A 14,777-nucleotide genomic window follows, 5' to 3' on the forward strand; every position below is an offset into this window, starting at 1 on the left:
AATATAACAAAAGCATCTAACAACCAATTTGAAGCAACGGAATAGCCATATTGACTTGAGATCTTAATAACTGAGTAATATAAAATAGGAACAACAGAAGAACGGCTTCCATCACGGTTACTATTACGCGTATCAATTAATGAAATTGATTCACAAATCAGAAGAGATCAATCACAATCAAGGTTATGGCCACTGTTGAAATTAGTCTAACTGGATACTTATGATTAACCCAAAACTCATCGCCCTACTTCCCGATCTCGCCTCGTTTATCTTAGTTGTGAATGAAGGTAGCTTTACCGCCGCAGCAAAGCAGCTAAGCGTTACACCTTCAGCGTTGAGTAAATTGATCACACGTCTAGAAAAAGCACTCTCAGTAAAGCTGTTTGAACGTACCACTCGTACATTGATCATCACGCAAGCAGGCCAGTTGGTATACGACCAAAGCGTGGTCATGATTAATGCGGCGCAACAAGCGGTTGAGCTTTCTACCTCTGACCATACTGAACCTGCAGGCTCTATAACGGTAGCGGCGCCAGAAGCCTTCTTGAACTCGGTTCTACAGCCTTTCGTTGTACCATTCTTAAACCTGTACCCTGAGATCCAACTTAAGTTAAGAGCAGCAGATGGCGACATCGACATATTGCGCCAAGGCATCGACATTGCGTTTCGCCTTACCGACAAGCCCGATGAAAGTTTGGTGTTAAAAGAGCTAGGCAAGACGAATCTTGTACTTTGTGCAAGCCCTGGCTATTTAGAAGCCAAAGGAATTCCTCACCACCCTACCGAGCTTTCTGAGCACGACTGCTTATACCTTGCAGAAACAGATAAAGACCACATTTGGGACTTCCTTAAAGATGATGAGTTTTACACAGTACCCGTCAGCGGACGTTACGCTGTGAACCACTCACAGATGCGATTGAAAGGCGTTAAAGAAGGGCTTGGCGTAGGTATTTTCCATGATTTCGTAATTCAAGATGCATTGGCTGAAGGTTCTGTAGTTCAAGTATTGGAAGATTGGACCATCAAGAGTAATTACCATGGCGCTATCGCGATGCAGTTTGCTCAAACCAAGTACATGCCCGCTCGATTGCGTGTATTCATTGATTACGCGATGAAACACTTGGGTGACAAACTGGCAGGAGAAATAAACTGATGCTGAAAGGAATCGCCCATCTGATTAATGAAACGGACTTTCTCAAGTCGAGAAAGTCCATTTGCATGTCAATTAACTCAATGCCGTCTTGAATTTCTGAACGCGTGAAAACAGTAACCAATCCAATAGCATTGCAGTCACAATCGTTGCACCCGCGAGTGGAAACAATATCGAAATAACAACCACCGTCACTAAGCCTGCTTTCCATAAGCCTGCATCACCAAACTTCGGTGGCGTTCCCAATTTTCTTTGGCCTGAAGGTCTGCGCATCCACCACATTACTCCACCAGTTACCGACACCACAATGAATGCCAGACAAAACAACGCATTTAGAAGCTTGTTGATGATGCTGATGTCACCTTGGTGCAGAGAAATACCAACGGCTAAGGTTTTGGCGAATAAATTGTAATCTTGCCACGTCACCTCTCCAAGAATGAGCCCTGAATATTGGTCGAGGTGAGTTGTGCGATCTTGGGTTGGGTCGATAATGTCACCGCCCATAGTATTCGCGGCCACAGTGTAAACGCCCGTTTCTGAGCGCGGGAAATTGATTTTATATTGCGTAAAACCAAGAGATTGAGCTTTTGCTATCACATCATCAATAGAGAAATTACTCGCAGATAATACATGCTGAGAATGATCCTCCCCCATCTTAGAATGATCATGAGCTTCAGACGCTTCTTCTACTTGGTGGACGTGTTCTGCTGGCTTATCTTGAGACAAAGGCAGTGGAGTTTGCTCTAGGTTCCAAGGCATTTCCTCTTCAGACCCGTGATTTAAAGAAGCATGCGTTTCGTTAGACAGAGGAATGTCATCCCACATTTGAGCAGGAAAAGTACTCCATGCTTGTACTAGCTTACCTCCCCAAAAACCTGTCCATGATAATCCCGATAGAATAAATAACAGAAGAATAAATGATAGTGTTCCACCGATGTTCGCATGCAGATCACGCGTTAAAACACGCGTTCCTGAACCAAATCGAAGCTTAAGAAAACCAGCGCGGCTCGCGTTATCTCTCGGTAACCATAAGTAAATACCACTTATGAGTAACAGAATAGACAAGCTTATTGCGACTTCAATTAGGTAATCCCCCCAATCACCAATCAACAAAGTGCCGTGAATGTCATTCGCCAGTTGATACAGGCTATCGCTGCGGGGGATTTCTCCTACCACTTCGCCAGTGTACTGATTCACCGTGGCAAAAACGGAAGTGCCATCCTCAAGTGATACAGAAAATCGGTTCACAAAATCAGGGACTTTGCTAGGTACAAACTGTGTCACCGTACTTTGTGGGTATTGATTTTGTACGGCAGCTAATTGTTGCGACACCTTGATCGGTTCGCCTGATGCAACAATCTCAATCGCATCGTGATGGAAAACGAGTTCGATTTCATCATCAAACAGCATCACCAAGCCTGTAATGCTTAGTACTAACATAAACGGAATAACGAATAGCCCAGCATAGAAGTGCCAGCGCCAAGTTAGGAAGTAGAGGGTTTTATTGCGGTCTTTGCTTTTTATATTGGTTTTCGAACCGGTTGTTGCACTGCTTGTAGATTGCGAATTAGCTTGTGATTTCGCAGTATCTTGAGATTCATTTCTCAACATTATTATTTCCTTTGACACACGCAAACACACCTTCTGAAAAACCAGAAAGTCATCTGAGCATGGTTAACTTTACTTAATACTTTATTTTTTAATTATTTTAGTGGGTTAGATTAAGCAAGATCAAAGGGGGGGGGGGCCACGTGGAGCTTGCCTCGTGTAGCGTTCGCTTAGAGCCAAAAAAGCGTAGCTGTCTGAGGCAATAGAACTCAGTCGAGTTGTCAGTAGTGTAGTTGGAAGTTCGTCTTGGTGAAACGTGGAAAAATGGCTAAAGGGACACGGCTTTCCTTTTTGAGTATTGGGCTCGCCTTCTTCAATTTGAACCAGCTCAAAGCCGTTGACCGTACATAACGACGCCCATACTCCGCACTATTACCATGAGCATTGATAACAGGCATTAATGTCACTAGCACCCAGCTTAATGCAGTAGCAAGTAACATGGAGAAATTGAACGAAGTTCGGCGCATATTCCTAATCTTTATAAATTCCCCTTATTATGGGGCACTTGTTATATAGGTAAACGTAAAGATTAACATCAGGTTAAAAAATTGAAGCTAACGCACACTCTTTTTAGTTAAAAACTGGTGACAACCAAAGAGCCAAAAGAATGTTACGCATCTATTAGCAGTAAAATGTCTAGAAATAGCAGTAAACTGTTTAGAAAAAAGACAATAAAAAACGCCGCCTCACATCTTCCTCTAAAGAGGGTAATGTAAGACAGCGTTTTACAAATCGAATCTTGAGGCTTTGCTCTTTGTTACGTATCTAGCAAACTCAATTGATTAGCAAATTAACCGAAGATCTTGCTCCAAATGCTTGGATTACGCTTCTCGTGATACTCTTCACGAAGGCCATCGATAGTACGAAGCTCTTGCTGTGCAGATTCAAATTCACCTTGGTCTAGCTTCTCCTCAATGCTATCAATCGATGCACTGATCTTTTTGAAACCTTCCATGAAGTGTTCTTCTTTCTCAATCGGGTAAACACCCGTTTTGAGCTCAGCAACTAGCGTGTCGATACGTACGATAGGCTTTTGCATCTCTTCAATGTTTTGAGCTTCTGCCGCTTGTTTGAACGCAAGCTTCATTTCTTGCATGTTTTTCTTAAGATCAACATTAGCAAAAGCGTTGCCAGACAATAGCGAAGCAGCGATTAAGCCAGATAAAAGGATTGAACGAGTTTTCATTGTTTCTCCAGGTAAAGCGATGTCTTTGAAGATAGCGCCATCGTTATTGTGGCACTTCGACTTTATTATCTTCGGTTAGTGTATAGAAAAATCCGCCGGGCACAAAAATTGATTGTGTCGAAATGCAAACTGGCTAACTAATCAATTGCTAGAAAGTAAAAATACCGGGCAGTTCATTACTCAAATACCGAAAACTCGGTGATAGGTTGGCGACCACGCAATGCCAAAAAGGCCAAGAATTGCTTTGGCGAATGGGTAACAACTTTGCTCGAATCTACGCCCACCTCATCAAGTAATGAAGACAAAATGAGGGATTCCGTCTGACCATTCCTATGATTAAGATAATCAAATGTCACTAATCCTCCTTGGAAATCATGTCGTAACCTAGACGCCGATATCGGTGGCCGCTTTAGGTATCGACCCATGTAGGTCATGGTGGGGGTCACATTGGCTGTTTTCTTTGCAAAGTGCAGCTTCCATCGACGGCAATATTGGCTGGTTAAAAATCGGGACCAATCTTGCTCATTGCGAATAAAAGGGCAGTTTTCTCCACTTAAGTCTAACTCTGCGTAATGGGAACTGAGAAGTTGAGTGATGGCACCTCGCCAACACTTCTCAGTGGTCTTAGCTTTAAGACAGCGAAGGCTTGGTGAGTTAAAGAAAAGTTACGTTGGGTAAGAGAAGCGAAAACGACTCAAGCCGCTCGTTGGCGCCTGACTAATTTCATCAAGTTTACACTTGACGAAATAGGAAGTTCAGAAGCTTTAGATCCCGTAAGAAAAGCTCTAGCCACCTTAGAAAAGCACTCGGAGAGAATACTTCAACGCTGGACTTCGACCTATACTAATGCGCGAATGGAAGGTCTGAACAGTTTATTTCAAGCCGCGAGGTCGAGGGCTCGAGGCTATAGAAATACAGCCACTTTCATCACCATGATCTACATGATAGCGAGCCCTGCCGCTGAAATATTGAAATCCACTTGAAACGTCGAAGAGCCAAAAATAGTGAGTAAGTCGCTTTTAACCAAAAAAAACCAGTTGCATATAAGTTCGTACTAAATGTCATTATGGTAAATCAGCACTTCATCTTCAATCCATCGATGCAGCATTTGACCAAACTTAAGCGACACATCCACATCTGGAAATTTCGTCTGCAACGGTGCGCCGAGGTCATTGATGTTAACGCCTGCTTGAATCATCGAGATTGCTGCAGATTCCAATGGCGAAATGCTTCGGAAATGGGGAGAGTGCCCTTTTCGCCAGATCAGTACATCAACAGCTTGAGGTAATAGCGCAACTGTTGGCGGTGTTTCTTCTTTGTCGATGGCATGCCAGATATCAAGGGTATTACATGTATGTGTGGTTAAGGATAGGGTCGGCACTGCACACAATTGGATGTTTTCCGGATCTGCAGCAGCCTTTACCTGAAGTGTTTCCATTGTCAGTACTTCACCGTCTTCACCGTCAAACGCTCTTCTGAGCGTCCAATCCAGTTCCACCAACTCTGCGACTTCAAGACCATCGGGAAGCTGCTTTGCAATAAACTCTGCAAATAAGTGTCCGTAGTAGCCAATATTGGTGTAAGTCGATGGATGAACTTGCACGTAGTCAACAGCCAATTGGTTAAACCAATCATCGCCCAAGTAAACCGCGGTATGTTCAAAATTGTCACGCAAAACATCGATAAGTCGGATGCGATAGGCGTTATAGTAAATGGCCAAGCGATCTTTTGATGGAAGGCTGCCTTTCCTCTCTTTTACCCAGTCAGCATCACTATACTGCTGGCTTAGCACGATGGTTTGAAAGCTGTCCTGAAGGGCTTGAAGACTCATGTTGCACCCTCCGTGTTCAAAACATCTCCAGCGATTTTTCGGGCAATATCCAGCTCATCCAGCAGTTCAGCCAAAGGCGGGACATTATCGTCTCGTTCAATCATGGTCGGCACATTGCCATGGCGGGTTAGTGCGTATTCATACAAATCCCACACATCTGCACAAACCGGGTGATCATGGGTATCAATCAGGTGGTCTCCGTTGTTTTGGTGTCCGGCGAGGTGGTACTGGCAGACGTGATTTTTGGTTACACCATCAATAAACTCAAACGCGGAAAACCCATGGTTGAAGGCACTGACATAAATGTTGTTGATATCCAATAGAAGCTGGCAGCCCGTCGCATTACAAATTTCTGTTAGAAATTCCCATTCAGTCATTTCCGAATCTTTAAATTCGACATAACTGGAGACATTTTCCACCACCAATGGACGCTTCAGAACATCTTGGGCGTGATGAATATTTCTTGCCACCACATCCAGCGCTTCTTGTGTAAACGGCAAGGGCATTAAATCGTGAAGTTTGCGTCCGTGGACACCACTCCAACAGAGGTGATCAGACACCCACATAGGTTCGATTCGTAGTTCGAGCGCTTTGAGGCGTTTGAGATAGTCTTCATCCAGACCATTAACCGAACCAATCGACATAGAAACACCATGCATGGTCATTGGATAGTCAGCACGGATAAGGTCTAGTATGGCCAATGGCTTACCACCATTGACCATAAAATTGTCAGAAATGACTTCCAGCCAATCGACAGGTTGTCGTGCATTCAGAAAATCGTTGTAATGCTGAGTACGTAAGCCCAGTCCAAAGCTAGAAGTCATTTCATTCACTCCAAGTAATCAATTAAATATCAGAGATCACACCACCTTGATCAAGGCAATCTTTCGCTTTCATCCCTTTAAAGCCATGACCGCCACATGCGTTTTGACCTTTGCACTGGTGCTCAGCGGTTTTGCAGTCTGACTGACCTTTACAAGAGTGGATGCCGTAGCAGTGCACTTTATCGCCAGCACCAATTGCAGCGCCTTTGCTGCCTGCTGGTGATTCTGCAGCAAACGCGCTCGCGCTCATTGCTACTGCCAGTGCTACTGATGCGAAAGTAGCGCTCTTTTTAATATTATTCATTGTTTTGTTCTCCGGTATTTGTAGGTTGGGTAACCGACAAATTGTCCATTCATGGGTGTTCGGTTACCTTGAGGTTAAGACGCATGTCTAACTCCCTCAAACAGACCCGTGCATTTTCATAAATATTTCGTAGATGAAAAATATCCGCGCTTAACTAAAGGCTAACCTCATGTTTTATAATTATTAAAAAGTTTGAAAAAAATTAAATATGAACGTCAATTTACGGGCGTATGGGGTAACTGGTCAACTCCGCATGGAGTTGTAACAGTAAGTACCCCGTGCATGCACGTGGGTATCTCCAAGCTCATTAGATAACTCTTCAGTGTATTGCTTCCAATTGGTTGTTTTGCAAACTAGTTTAGGCATGGGGTTACGAGAGATAGTTGAACCGGCGACGGTGTCGCCTGAGCGGCCTACGGCCGAAAACAAAGAGACTCAACCTACTAGGGTGCTTTACATGGATCGTTTATCCTATAGGTCATGCATCCGAATAAGCCCATCAAACAACTCTTCAATGCCAACGATACTTGGCTGAACTACCTCAATAAGTACCGAGAAACCCTCCGAACCGTCGTCATTGAAAACGTCACCAAGATGCTCGCTTGCAGTACCGCTGCTTTTGGCTCTAAAGAGTATCGATGCACTCATGCTGACTGCACCCATCACAAATACATTCACCAGACGTGTAAATCTCGCTTTTGCAGCAGTTGTGGCATAAAAGCCACAGAGCGGTGGATACGAAAGCAACAACATGTCTTTCCTGAGTGTGAGTATCAACACGTTACGTTGACGCTACCACACACGTTGTGGCCCATCTTTCGGGATAATCGTTTTCTTCTCAATCATCTCTTTAGCTGTGCAGCCAAAATCTTCTTAGGATGGGCAAAGCAACTCGATATCGATATTGGCGTGTTCTGTGCACTTCATACCTACGGCAGAAAGCTGAATTGGAATGTGCACATCCATTTGTCTGTCACCCGTGGGGGTTTATGTAAGAAGACTGGTCTATGGAAGCCGATTTTCTTTAAAGCTAAGACCACTGAGAAGTGTTGGCGAGGTGCCATCACTCAACTTCTCAGTTCCCATTACGCAGAGTTAGACTTAAGTGGAGAAAACTGCCCTTTTATTCGCAATGAGCAAGATTGGTCCCGATTTTTAACCAGCCAATATTGCCGTCGATGGAAGCTGCACTTTGCAAAGAAAACAGCCAACGTGACCCCCACCATGACTTACCTGGGTCGATACCTAAAACGGCCACCGATATCGGCGTCGCGTTTACGACATAACTTCCAGGGAGGCTTGGTGACGTTTGATTACCTCAACCATAGGAATGGTCGAACGGAATCCCTCATTTTGAGTCCAGAAGCTCTGATAGAGCGCATGATTGAGCATATTCCAGATAAGCACTTCAAAATGATTCGATACTTCGGTTTTCTATCAAACCGACGTCGTGGTGAGATGCTCCCTAAGGTCTACGGTGCCTTGGGTGTCGCTCCTAAAGACGCACCTGAAATGCCCGGTTACGCAGCTATGCTGAAAGGGTATGTGAAGGTTGATCCGTTTGAGTGCATTCTTTGTGGGCACCGTTTAACGTTTCTTCGCTTTAGGGCTGGGGAGCCGCTGTCAGAGCTGGTCCACCATGCTCTGGTTCAAGCCCAAATCAGGTCAATTTAGGCGTTTCACAGGATGGGTGTATCTGAAATAGCGAAAACAGCATGAAAGTGTTCAACAAACATCCGTGTTTAGATTGTAGAGCAGAAGTTAGATCAATCAGCGACTCATTCTGACGTGAGTTATGCCGCGATCGTTCAGGTCAGGAAACATTGAGATTCCTTACCTTGAACTCTGAGCTAAACTCAAACTGCGACCAATCCCCTGCCATCATAACGACACCAACAAAGGTAATCGCTAAACAAGCGATAGTCGTTGTATGAATCTTAGTTCCAAACATTAACTTTTCTAACAATGGAATAAACAGTGGACCCGTGCTGAATAACACCACACCTTCAACCAACGTTAAGGTTTGTAGTGAAGTAAGAAAACACCACTGACATACCACCATAAAAATCGCACGCATCACCAAAGGCTTCCACATATCAAGTGAAGGTTTCGTGATCTTGTGAAACATCAAGAATAGGAATAAAAACAGATTGGGTAAGAAAAAACGAACAAAACTCAATAACGAAATGGGCATCGTTTCAGATAAACACTTGGCCATCAAACCACTTAAAGACAAACTGAACGTCGACAACAACATGAAAGTCGTTGCCTTGGTAATATCAGACATAATTATCACCTCCTATGACACCTATTTTAGAAGCGTGACTTGATGAAAAATAGCGAGTAATATTAACCATAACTGTAAGGAAAACTTACCAATGAAGAAACTCGTCCCGCTTAAATCCGTTTACGCTTTCATTGCTGTTGCTGAAACCGGCAGCATGACCGACGCAGCTCGAGTATTGTATGTCAGTCATTCTGCAGTAAGCCAAGCCATCAAATCACTAGAGCAACTGGTTAATAAACCGCTATTCCAACGTGTAGGCCGTCGTGTTGTGCTCAATGCCGCAGGTAAGCGATATTATCGTAAAGTCGCGCCAGCATTAGAACAAGTGATAGAAGCCACCGAAGAACTGGCTAGAACGCCTAACGATCATCGAATTACTCTCAACATGGTCAACTCACTCGCGATGCACTGGTGGATCCCTCGAGTGCCCGACTTCCAAGCCTTTGCTCCTTCTCTTGATATCCGTATTTCCACGTTAACCGGCCCTTTTGATATCGAGCAGGAAGGTGTCGATATTGCCCTTGTCCATGGCAAACCGAACGAGTGGGACAAATATTACAGCGAAAAGCTCGGTGACGATGATCTGGTCTTGGTGTGCAGCCCTGCACTATTAAAAAAACAAATGGGGTTAAGCGTTGAACAACTTGTGAAACAAAACCCAACCATTGGAGCCTTTAACCCAAGACGACAACATGACTGGCAAGTGTGGTGCGATCACTACCAAATACCAATGCCGACGTTCCACAGTAACTTGACGTTCGATGTCTCCATTCAGGCTGTGCAAGCTGCCATTCGTTCGCTTGGTGTATTAGTCACTCACCGCTTGTTTGTAAAAGATGACATAAGCCATGGCATGTTGGTCGAAATTAGTGAACCAGTGGCTAACCCCCATCAAGATTTCTACTTCGTTTGTCCAAAAAACAAATTAAAACAAGAAAGTGTGCTAAAACTGAGAATATGGTTGAGGCATGAATTCACACGCTCAGAGACAAAGCTCAGCGAGTAACCAATCATTTAGTAACAACTCATCTAGCAACCAATCATCTAACTTACTGAGGCCACTATGATTATTACCACCACACAATCTGTCGAAGGTAAACGCATTGTCGACTACAAAGGGGTTATTGCCGGAGAAGCCATTCTAGGGGTTAACGTTTTCAAAGATATGTTCTCAGGTATTCGAGATTTCGTCGGTGGACGTTCTGGCACCTATGAAAAGGAACTGGAGAAAGCACGTAACTACGCATTCAAAGAGCTTGAACAGAAAGCCATTGAAGCAGGTGCAAACGCGGTGGTTGGCGTCGATATTGATTACGAAGTATTAGGAACGGGTAATGGCATGTTGATGGTTTCAGCCAGTGGCACAGCAGTTGTCGTCGCTTAATCCAATTTGCAATTATCTATAAACACTTATTCCAACCTTCGGCCTTTCATCACTGAAGGGTTGGAATTAATATAAGCTGAGACTGAATTTGATTTAACTCGTTGTGCCATGTTGCTCAGAGATAATATCATCAAAAGACGCAATTCGAGCAAGGAACGCCCGCTTGTCTTTCGGCAATATAGAACTTGCCAAAGGTAGGTCAGCCTTCATCGAGTCAACCGCTTTTCCACGTACTAAAACTTCAAAATGTAGGTGAGGCCCCGTTATACGGCCGGTTGCACCAGATAGCGCTATCTTCTGACCTCGCTTAACCTGTTGCCCTTTCTTGACCAAGAAGCGGCTCAGATGCAAATAACGAGTTGTATAAACACTGTTATGTTCAATCACCAGATACTTTCCTGCGTAAGGGTGGTCACGAAGCGCCACAACTCTTCCGTCTCCGGTTGAATAAATCGGCGAACCCACGGGTGTCGCGAAATCAGTGCCATTATGTGGTGATATACGTCCAGTCACTGGGTGCTTGCGAAACGGATTGAATGGCGAAGTAATTCTGCGGAATTGTTTATCTATCGGGTATCGATTGAAAGCTTGCTCAAGGCTATTGCTTCTCGGTCATAGAAACGTCCATCCGGAGCAAGAAAAGCCGCCACTTCCCTATTTCGTAACTTGACGGAGACCCCTTGTACTTCAGTCTTACCCGTTAAGTGATTTTCCGTGTATTGCTCTTTAACCAACACATTAAAGCTGTCACCAGCTCTGAACTCTTTGGAGAAGTTGATTTTATCTTTCAGCGTCCGAGTGATATTCGCTATCTGTGCAGTAGTCAGACCCGCTCGATGAGCCGACATCGAAAAACTTCCTGTCACCGCACCTGCGTACAGTTTTTCTTTCCATTCCCCAAGGGTTTCTATGAATTGATAACTGAACGTGCCGTGATCGTTTTTTGTATAAACAGCCTGTTCAACCAAGCTTTCGTGGAAGATCAATTCGACTAACTGCTTCGTTTCACTGTCCAAAAGCAGTTCTAGGTGATCACCTGGTTTGATGGTATCTAATTTTAAGGACTCAAGATACGCTTCCAACACCTTTTGAACGGTCCCATAAGGCAGTTGCCATGATGAAAATACGTTACTAAGCGTATCGCCAACCTTTACGAAGTAATGGATTTTAATCAGTGAACTTGGCTTAACGTGTGGTTCAACGCTTTCCTCATCAGAGATCTGAGAGTTTTGATAAGATGTTATTTGAATTGAAATATCTTTTGCAGGCTCAGGTTGAAAAAAGAGCAAAGCGGCAAGTAAAAATGCGCTGATCGCAGTAATGATCAGGCCAGTGCGAAGGAACTTCATAAAAATACTTAACAGTTATAACAATGAATCTTTCAGATGTTATAACATAACAAAAAGTTCAATAGAATAAGCAAAATGTAAGAAACCGTTCCGTAAAAATGATGAAAAGTATGGTGAGCGCGCGAAGCTCACCATGTCATCAAACAACTATTCTACACACAGAGCTTCAAAGCGATCTAAACCTCTCAGCATCTCAAAGTCAGTCTCTTCTGCCAAAAGTTCTCTCATTGAGCCACTGGCTTCAATAGAGCGCTCTAAGTCATCTATGGCCTGACCTTCTGCACCTAATCTTGCGTAGGCACAAGCACGTTGGTACAAAGCGTGTGCATTCTGGTCATCCACTTCTAATACACGATTACATAAGCTCATTGCCCAATGGTATTCTTGCATGTCCATTGCCGCATCGGCTTTATAAGTTAGCGCTTCCAAATCACCGGGACGGACTTTTAAGATTTCATCGTAAATCTCAATTTTCTGCTCAGCGGTCTGCGCGTTTTGTGCTCTTAGCCATAAGTTGTGAATCTCATTGATGATCTCAATCTCTCGGTTATTTTCCGAGATGATTCGAGTTTTCCTTTTAAGATCCCTTTCAAGTACATTAAATTTCTTTTCGTACTCTTGCGCGATAGAGTTCAATCGCTGGTCAGCCATCTCTTTGGTTGTATGCTTAAGTTCTTTTAATGATTGCCACCCGACCAATGCAATAAGTGAAGCGACGCCCGCAATGATGTAGAAGAAATAAGTCACCGTAACATTGGCGTAATTCAACGACTTATCTGCGACGGTGAGTTCACGATCGGTCATTTGAATCGTTAAACGTCTTTCGAGATCTTGTTGCTCCATGCGCAACTGCTTCAACTCATCCAAGATATAACGTTCCATCAATGGTCTATCCAAATACTCTTGATCTGAGTACTTAACCTCTTCGTTTGCAAAACTCATGGTCGTGAACATTGAAATAGCTGCAATCAATAAGATTCGAAGCATTATACATTCCTTATATATTTAGCTTTAAACTAACTGTATCTCGTTATAGGCATACAAGCTAGGAAGTCGGCAAGTTTGCCTTGTCTGTATTGGAATTAACACTCTAAAACACCATTGATAATTATAAAACACCTGAAGCAACATCATTAATTTATAATTAAGGAGAATACGGCGCATTACTGTTCGATATAATTAATTCGCGATGAAAATATACTAAAAGCTAGTTTTGGCATCTATTTGAAAAATATTGTTATAACGATCAGAACGAGGTTAATTTGAATAATCCACGATACGATTTACTAAGCCGTGTGCTGCACTGGGTGATGGCTTCTGTGATCATCTATGCAACTATCGCAGGGTATGTGATGCACTTTGTCACCGGAAATCCAGAGCTATTTTCTTTCCTGTCAGTGCTTAACATATCGCTGGCTACTCTCACTACTCCTTTGTTGGCGATACGATATGTATGGAGTCATTTTAGAACCTCGCCGTCCATGCCTTCATCTGTGGCCGCTGGTCAAATATGCATTGCCAAGCTCGCTCATTCATTCATGTATCTCGTTATGTTCATGGTTTTCAGCACCGGTTATTTAATGCTTAAAGAGCCCTATTCATTATTTTGGCTGACAACCGTCGACAACCTAATAACCGACCCCGCAATCAACAGCTTCTTTTTCTATTTACATCGTGCCAGTTGTATTGCCCTTGTTTTTTTGATCTTCTTGCATATTAGTGCCGCGCTCAAACATCACTTCGTTTCTAAGAATTACGTGTTAAAGATGATGATCTAGATCTACATAATTTAAAATTTTGAGCACAAAAAAAAAGCCACAGCGTGTAAGCTATGGCTTTATTCAATCTATTTAAGTGCTCAGTTCTTTTGAGTATCGAGCATCACTTGCCAATATTCACATTTGGCTAAGAACTCTTTTAAATAGAGCTCTGGATTTTCTAGTTTTTCGCCGCCTTTTACATCAGCGCCAGTCACTCGCCAAAAGCTACGGGTAACGAGATTACGATGATAAATAAAATTGCTGATTTCATTTTTTTGCAAAGGAAGTTGTTCACCAAACCTTTGCACGTACAAACTCAACGTTGAGTCTTGCTCACTTGGCTTCTCTCTTAGAAAGGTATCCAAGTCCAAACCTAGTTGATGTTGCACTTCCTTTGGTAGTGCTTTAGCTAACTTAGAGATAACACTGAACAGAGCCAACTCAACTTTTTGAGACGCTAATAACGATGCACCTAAAAGCGCATGTTCATTGGAAATATGTTGCTCTGTTGATGAAACGGTCGCTGTTGTCGCTGTTGTCACTGTGTTAACCTCAAATAATCATAACGGGCGTTACTGAACTCGGTTCTTTTCGCTGAACTTAGAGTATGACGAGAAAGAGCTCGGTATGGCTTAGACGCTTTTACTGGGCTGAATAGAGTCTTGCAACCAGCAGAGTTTTGCAGCTAAGCAGAATCTTTTAGCAGAACGCGCTCAGCATCAATAATGGTGAAGCCCGATGCGTCTTCATTCTTCTCGACTTGCACTAAACCTTTAAAACCAGTTTGCGACAACTTCTTCGCAAGCTGATCCGGTGCTGTTTCAAACACAACGTTCATAAAAGGCAAAGATTCAGTATCAACAAAACCATGCTCGTTAAACAGCTCCATTGCTTGAGATAAATGGTCTGAGTCGGTTAATTCAATAATTTCTACCACTTCTTCCAACAACATCTTCGATTCCATATTCGCCAGAAAGTGACTGACACAAGCAGGTTCGTCTTACTCGTATACATCCCGATGTCCTAAGACACCCTTTTAGTAGTAAGGAGATCATAACATATTAATATTCGTAAAATATATTTTATTTTCCCTA

The 14,777-nt window shown here is 43.3% G+C and carries 13 protein-coding genes and 5 pseudogenes; 6 read left to right on the forward strand and 12 right to left on the reverse strand.

Annotation, left to right across the window (positions count from 1 at the left end; genetic code table 11):
- Positions 1-220 precede the first annotated feature (220 nt).
- Complete coding sequence (locus ACMAZD_RS23330) at positions 221-1,153, forward strand: LysR substrate-binding domain-containing protein (RefSeq protein ID WP_435249676.1); 933 nt, start codon at positions 221-223, stop codon at positions 1,151-1,153.
- A 72-nt stretch (positions 1,154-1,225) separates the two neighbouring features.
- Here the strand turns inward: ACMAZD_RS23330 and ACMAZD_RS23335 are convergent, their stop codons facing one another.
- The 4 genes and pseudogenes from ACMAZD_RS23335 to ACMAZD_RS23350 all read right to left on the reverse strand — a co-directional run.
- Positions 1,226-2,761, reverse strand: coding sequence for a PepSY-associated TM helix domain-containing protein (locus ACMAZD_RS23335; RefSeq protein WP_435249677.1), 1,536 nt, complete (start codon positions 2,759-2,761; stop codon positions 1,226-1,228).
- Positions 2,762-2,881: 120 nt separating this feature from the next.
- Positions 2,882-3,225 (reverse strand): annotated as a pseudogene (locus ACMAZD_RS23340) (hypothetical protein).
- A gap of 323 nt (positions 3,226-3,548) precedes the next feature.
- Positions 3,549-3,944, reverse strand: coding sequence for a cytochrome b562 (locus ACMAZD_RS23345; protein WP_435249678.1), 396 nt, complete (start codon positions 3,942-3,944; stop codon positions 3,549-3,551).
- Between the two features lie 209 nt (positions 3,945-4,153).
- A pseudogene (locus ACMAZD_RS23350) lies at positions 4,154-4,570 on the reverse strand (transposase); the annotation flags it as partial.
- A 27-nt stretch (positions 4,571-4,597) separates the two neighbouring features.
- On the opposite strand from ACMAZD_RS23350, the pseudogene ACMAZD_RS23355 reads away from it, so the two are divergent.
- Positions 4,598-4,927 (forward strand): annotated as a pseudogene (locus ACMAZD_RS23355) (transposase); the annotation flags it as partial.
- Positions 4,928-4,998: 71 nt separating this feature from the next.
- On the opposite strand, the gene ACMAZD_RS23360 reads toward ACMAZD_RS23355, so the two are convergent.
- Genes ACMAZD_RS23360 through bufA2 form a run of 3 tightly spaced genes read right to left on the reverse strand, consistent with a single transcriptional unit; the run spans position 4,999 to position 6,903 of the window.
- Complete coding sequence (locus ACMAZD_RS23360) at positions 4,999-5,775, reverse strand: HvfC/BufC family peptide modification chaperone (protein ID WP_435249679.1); 777 nt, start codon at positions 5,773-5,775, stop codon at positions 4,999-5,001.
- Entirely contained in the window at positions 5,772-6,599 is an 828-nt protein-coding gene (gene bufB, locus ACMAZD_RS23365; protein ID WP_435249680.1) for an MNIO family bufferin maturase, read from the reverse strand. Before bufB ends, ACMAZD_RS23360 begins: the two co-directional genes overlap by 4 nt.
- A gap of 22 nt (positions 6,600-6,621) precedes the next feature.
- On the reverse strand, positions 6,622-6,903 hold the full coding sequence (gene bufA2 / locus ACMAZD_RS23370) for a BufA2 family periplasmic bufferin-type metallophore (protein WP_435249681.1): 282 nt from the start codon (positions 6,901-6,903) through the stop codon (positions 6,622-6,624).
- A gap of 480 nt (positions 6,904-7,383) precedes the next feature.
- Here bufA2 and ACMAZD_RS23375 point away from each other — a divergent pair, with 480 nt between their 5' ends.
- Positions 7,384-8,577: an IS91 family transposase gene (locus ACMAZD_RS23375; RefSeq protein WP_435247758.1), complete on the forward strand. Its 1,194-nt coding sequence runs from the start codon at positions 7,384-7,386 to the stop codon at positions 8,575-8,577.
- A 166-nt stretch (positions 8,578-8,743) separates the two neighbouring features.
- On the opposite strand, the pseudogene ACMAZD_RS23380 reads toward ACMAZD_RS23375, so the two are convergent.
- Positions 8,744-9,190, reverse strand: a pseudogene (locus ACMAZD_RS23380) (EamA family transporter); the annotation flags it as partial.
- A 91-nt stretch (positions 9,191-9,281) separates the two neighbouring features.
- Here ACMAZD_RS23380 and ACMAZD_RS23385 point away from each other — a divergent pair.
- Together ACMAZD_RS23385 and ACMAZD_RS23390 are read left to right on the forward strand one after the other, a co-directional pair.
- Positions 9,282-10,196 (forward strand): LysR substrate-binding domain-containing protein, encoded by a 915-nt coding sequence (locus tag ACMAZD_RS23385; protein WP_435249682.1) that lies wholly within the window; start codon positions 9,282-9,284, stop codon positions 10,194-10,196.
- 57 nt (positions 10,197-10,253) lie between these two features.
- Positions 10,254-10,574 carry a heavy metal-binding domain-containing protein gene (locus ACMAZD_RS23390; RefSeq protein WP_004730185.1) on the forward strand — a complete coding sequence of 107 codons (321 nt, stop codon included), beginning with the start codon at positions 10,254-10,256 and terminating at the stop codon, positions 10,572-10,574.
- 93 nt (positions 10,575-10,667) lie between these two features.
- On the opposite strand, the pseudogene ACMAZD_RS23395 reads toward ACMAZD_RS23390, so the two are convergent.
- Together ACMAZD_RS23395 and ACMAZD_RS23400 are read right to left on the reverse strand one after the other, a co-directional pair.
- Positions 10,668-11,923 (reverse strand): annotated as a pseudogene (locus ACMAZD_RS23395) (peptidoglycan DD-metalloendopeptidase family protein).
- A gap of 147 nt (positions 11,924-12,070) precedes the next feature.
- Complete coding sequence (locus ACMAZD_RS23400; protein ID WP_435249683.1) at positions 12,071-12,910, reverse strand: tetratricopeptide repeat protein; 840 nt, start codon at positions 12,908-12,910, stop codon at positions 12,071-12,073.
- A gap of 275 nt (positions 12,911-13,185) precedes the next feature.
- On the opposite strand from ACMAZD_RS23400, the gene ACMAZD_RS23405 reads away from it, so the two are divergent.
- The gene (locus ACMAZD_RS23405) at positions 13,186-13,701 is read left to right on the forward strand and encodes a cytochrome b (protein WP_435249684.1); all 516 of its coding nucleotides are present in this window, start codon (positions 13,186-13,188) and stop codon (positions 13,699-13,701) included.
- An 80-nt stretch (positions 13,702-13,781) separates the two neighbouring features.
- Here ACMAZD_RS23405 and ACMAZD_RS23410 read toward each other — a convergent pair whose 3' ends face one another.
- Together ACMAZD_RS23410 and ACMAZD_RS23415 are read right to left on the reverse strand one after the other, a co-directional pair.
- On the reverse strand, positions 13,782-14,225 hold the full coding sequence (locus ACMAZD_RS23410) for a hypothetical protein (protein ID WP_435249685.1): 444 nt from the start codon (positions 14,223-14,225) through the stop codon (positions 13,782-13,784).
- Between the two features lie 143 nt (positions 14,226-14,368).
- Complete coding sequence (locus ACMAZD_RS23415) at positions 14,369-14,635, reverse strand: hypothetical protein (protein WP_435249686.1); 267 nt, start codon at positions 14,633-14,635, stop codon at positions 14,369-14,371.
- Between the last annotated feature and the right edge of the window lie 142 nt (positions 14,636-14,777).

Source organism: Vibrio sp. nBUS_14, assembly GCF_051201655.1.
Taxonomy (GTDB): Bacteria; Pseudomonadota; Gammaproteobacteria; order Enterobacterales; family Vibrionaceae; genus Vibrio.

What these genes read in the sequence shown, in the direction of transcription:
- ACMAZD_RS23360 (WP_435249679.1), bottom strand. Translation starts at nt 5,775, where the DNA reads ATGAGTCTTCAAGCCCTTCAGGACAGCTTTCAAACCATCGTGCTAAGC.
- ACMAZD_RS23335 (WP_435249677.1), bottom strand. Translation starts at nt 2,761, where the DNA reads ATGTTGAGAAATGAATCTCAAGATACTGCGAAATCACAAGCTAATTCG.
- bufA2 (WP_435249681.1), bottom strand. Translation starts at nt 6,903, where the DNA reads ATGAATAATATTAAAAAGAGCGCTACTTTCGCATCAGTAGCACTGGCA.
- ACMAZD_RS23400 (WP_435249683.1), bottom strand. Translation starts at nt 12,910, where the DNA reads ATGCTTCGAATCTTATTGATTGCAGCTATTTCAATGTTCACGACCATG.
- ACMAZD_RS23330 (WP_435249676.1), top strand. Translation starts at nt 221, where the DNA reads ATGATTAACCCAAAACTCATCGCCCTACTTCCCGATCTCGCCTCGTTT.
- ACMAZD_RS23415 (WP_435249686.1), bottom strand. Translation starts at nt 14,635, where the DNA reads ATGTTGTTGGAAGAAGTGGTAGAAATTATTGAATTAACCGACTCAGAC.
- ACMAZD_RS23345 (WP_435249678.1), bottom strand. Translation starts at nt 3,944, where the DNA reads ATGAAAACTCGTTCAATCCTTTTATCTGGCTTAATCGCTGCTTCGCTA.
- bufB (WP_435249680.1), bottom strand. Translation starts at nt 6,599, where the DNA reads ATGACTTCTAGCTTTGGACTGGGCTTACGTACTCAGCATTACAACGAT.
- ACMAZD_RS23390 (WP_004730185.1), top strand. Translation starts at nt 10,254, where the DNA reads ATGATTATTACCACCACACAATCTGTCGAAGGTAAACGCATTGTCGAC.
- ACMAZD_RS23385 (WP_435249682.1), top strand. Translation starts at nt 9,282, where the DNA reads ATGAAGAAACTCGTCCCGCTTAAATCCGTTTACGCTTTCATTGCTGTT.
- ACMAZD_RS23375 (WP_435247758.1), top strand. Translation starts at nt 7,384, where the DNA reads ATGCATCCGAATAAGCCCATCAAACAACTCTTCAATGCCAACGATACT.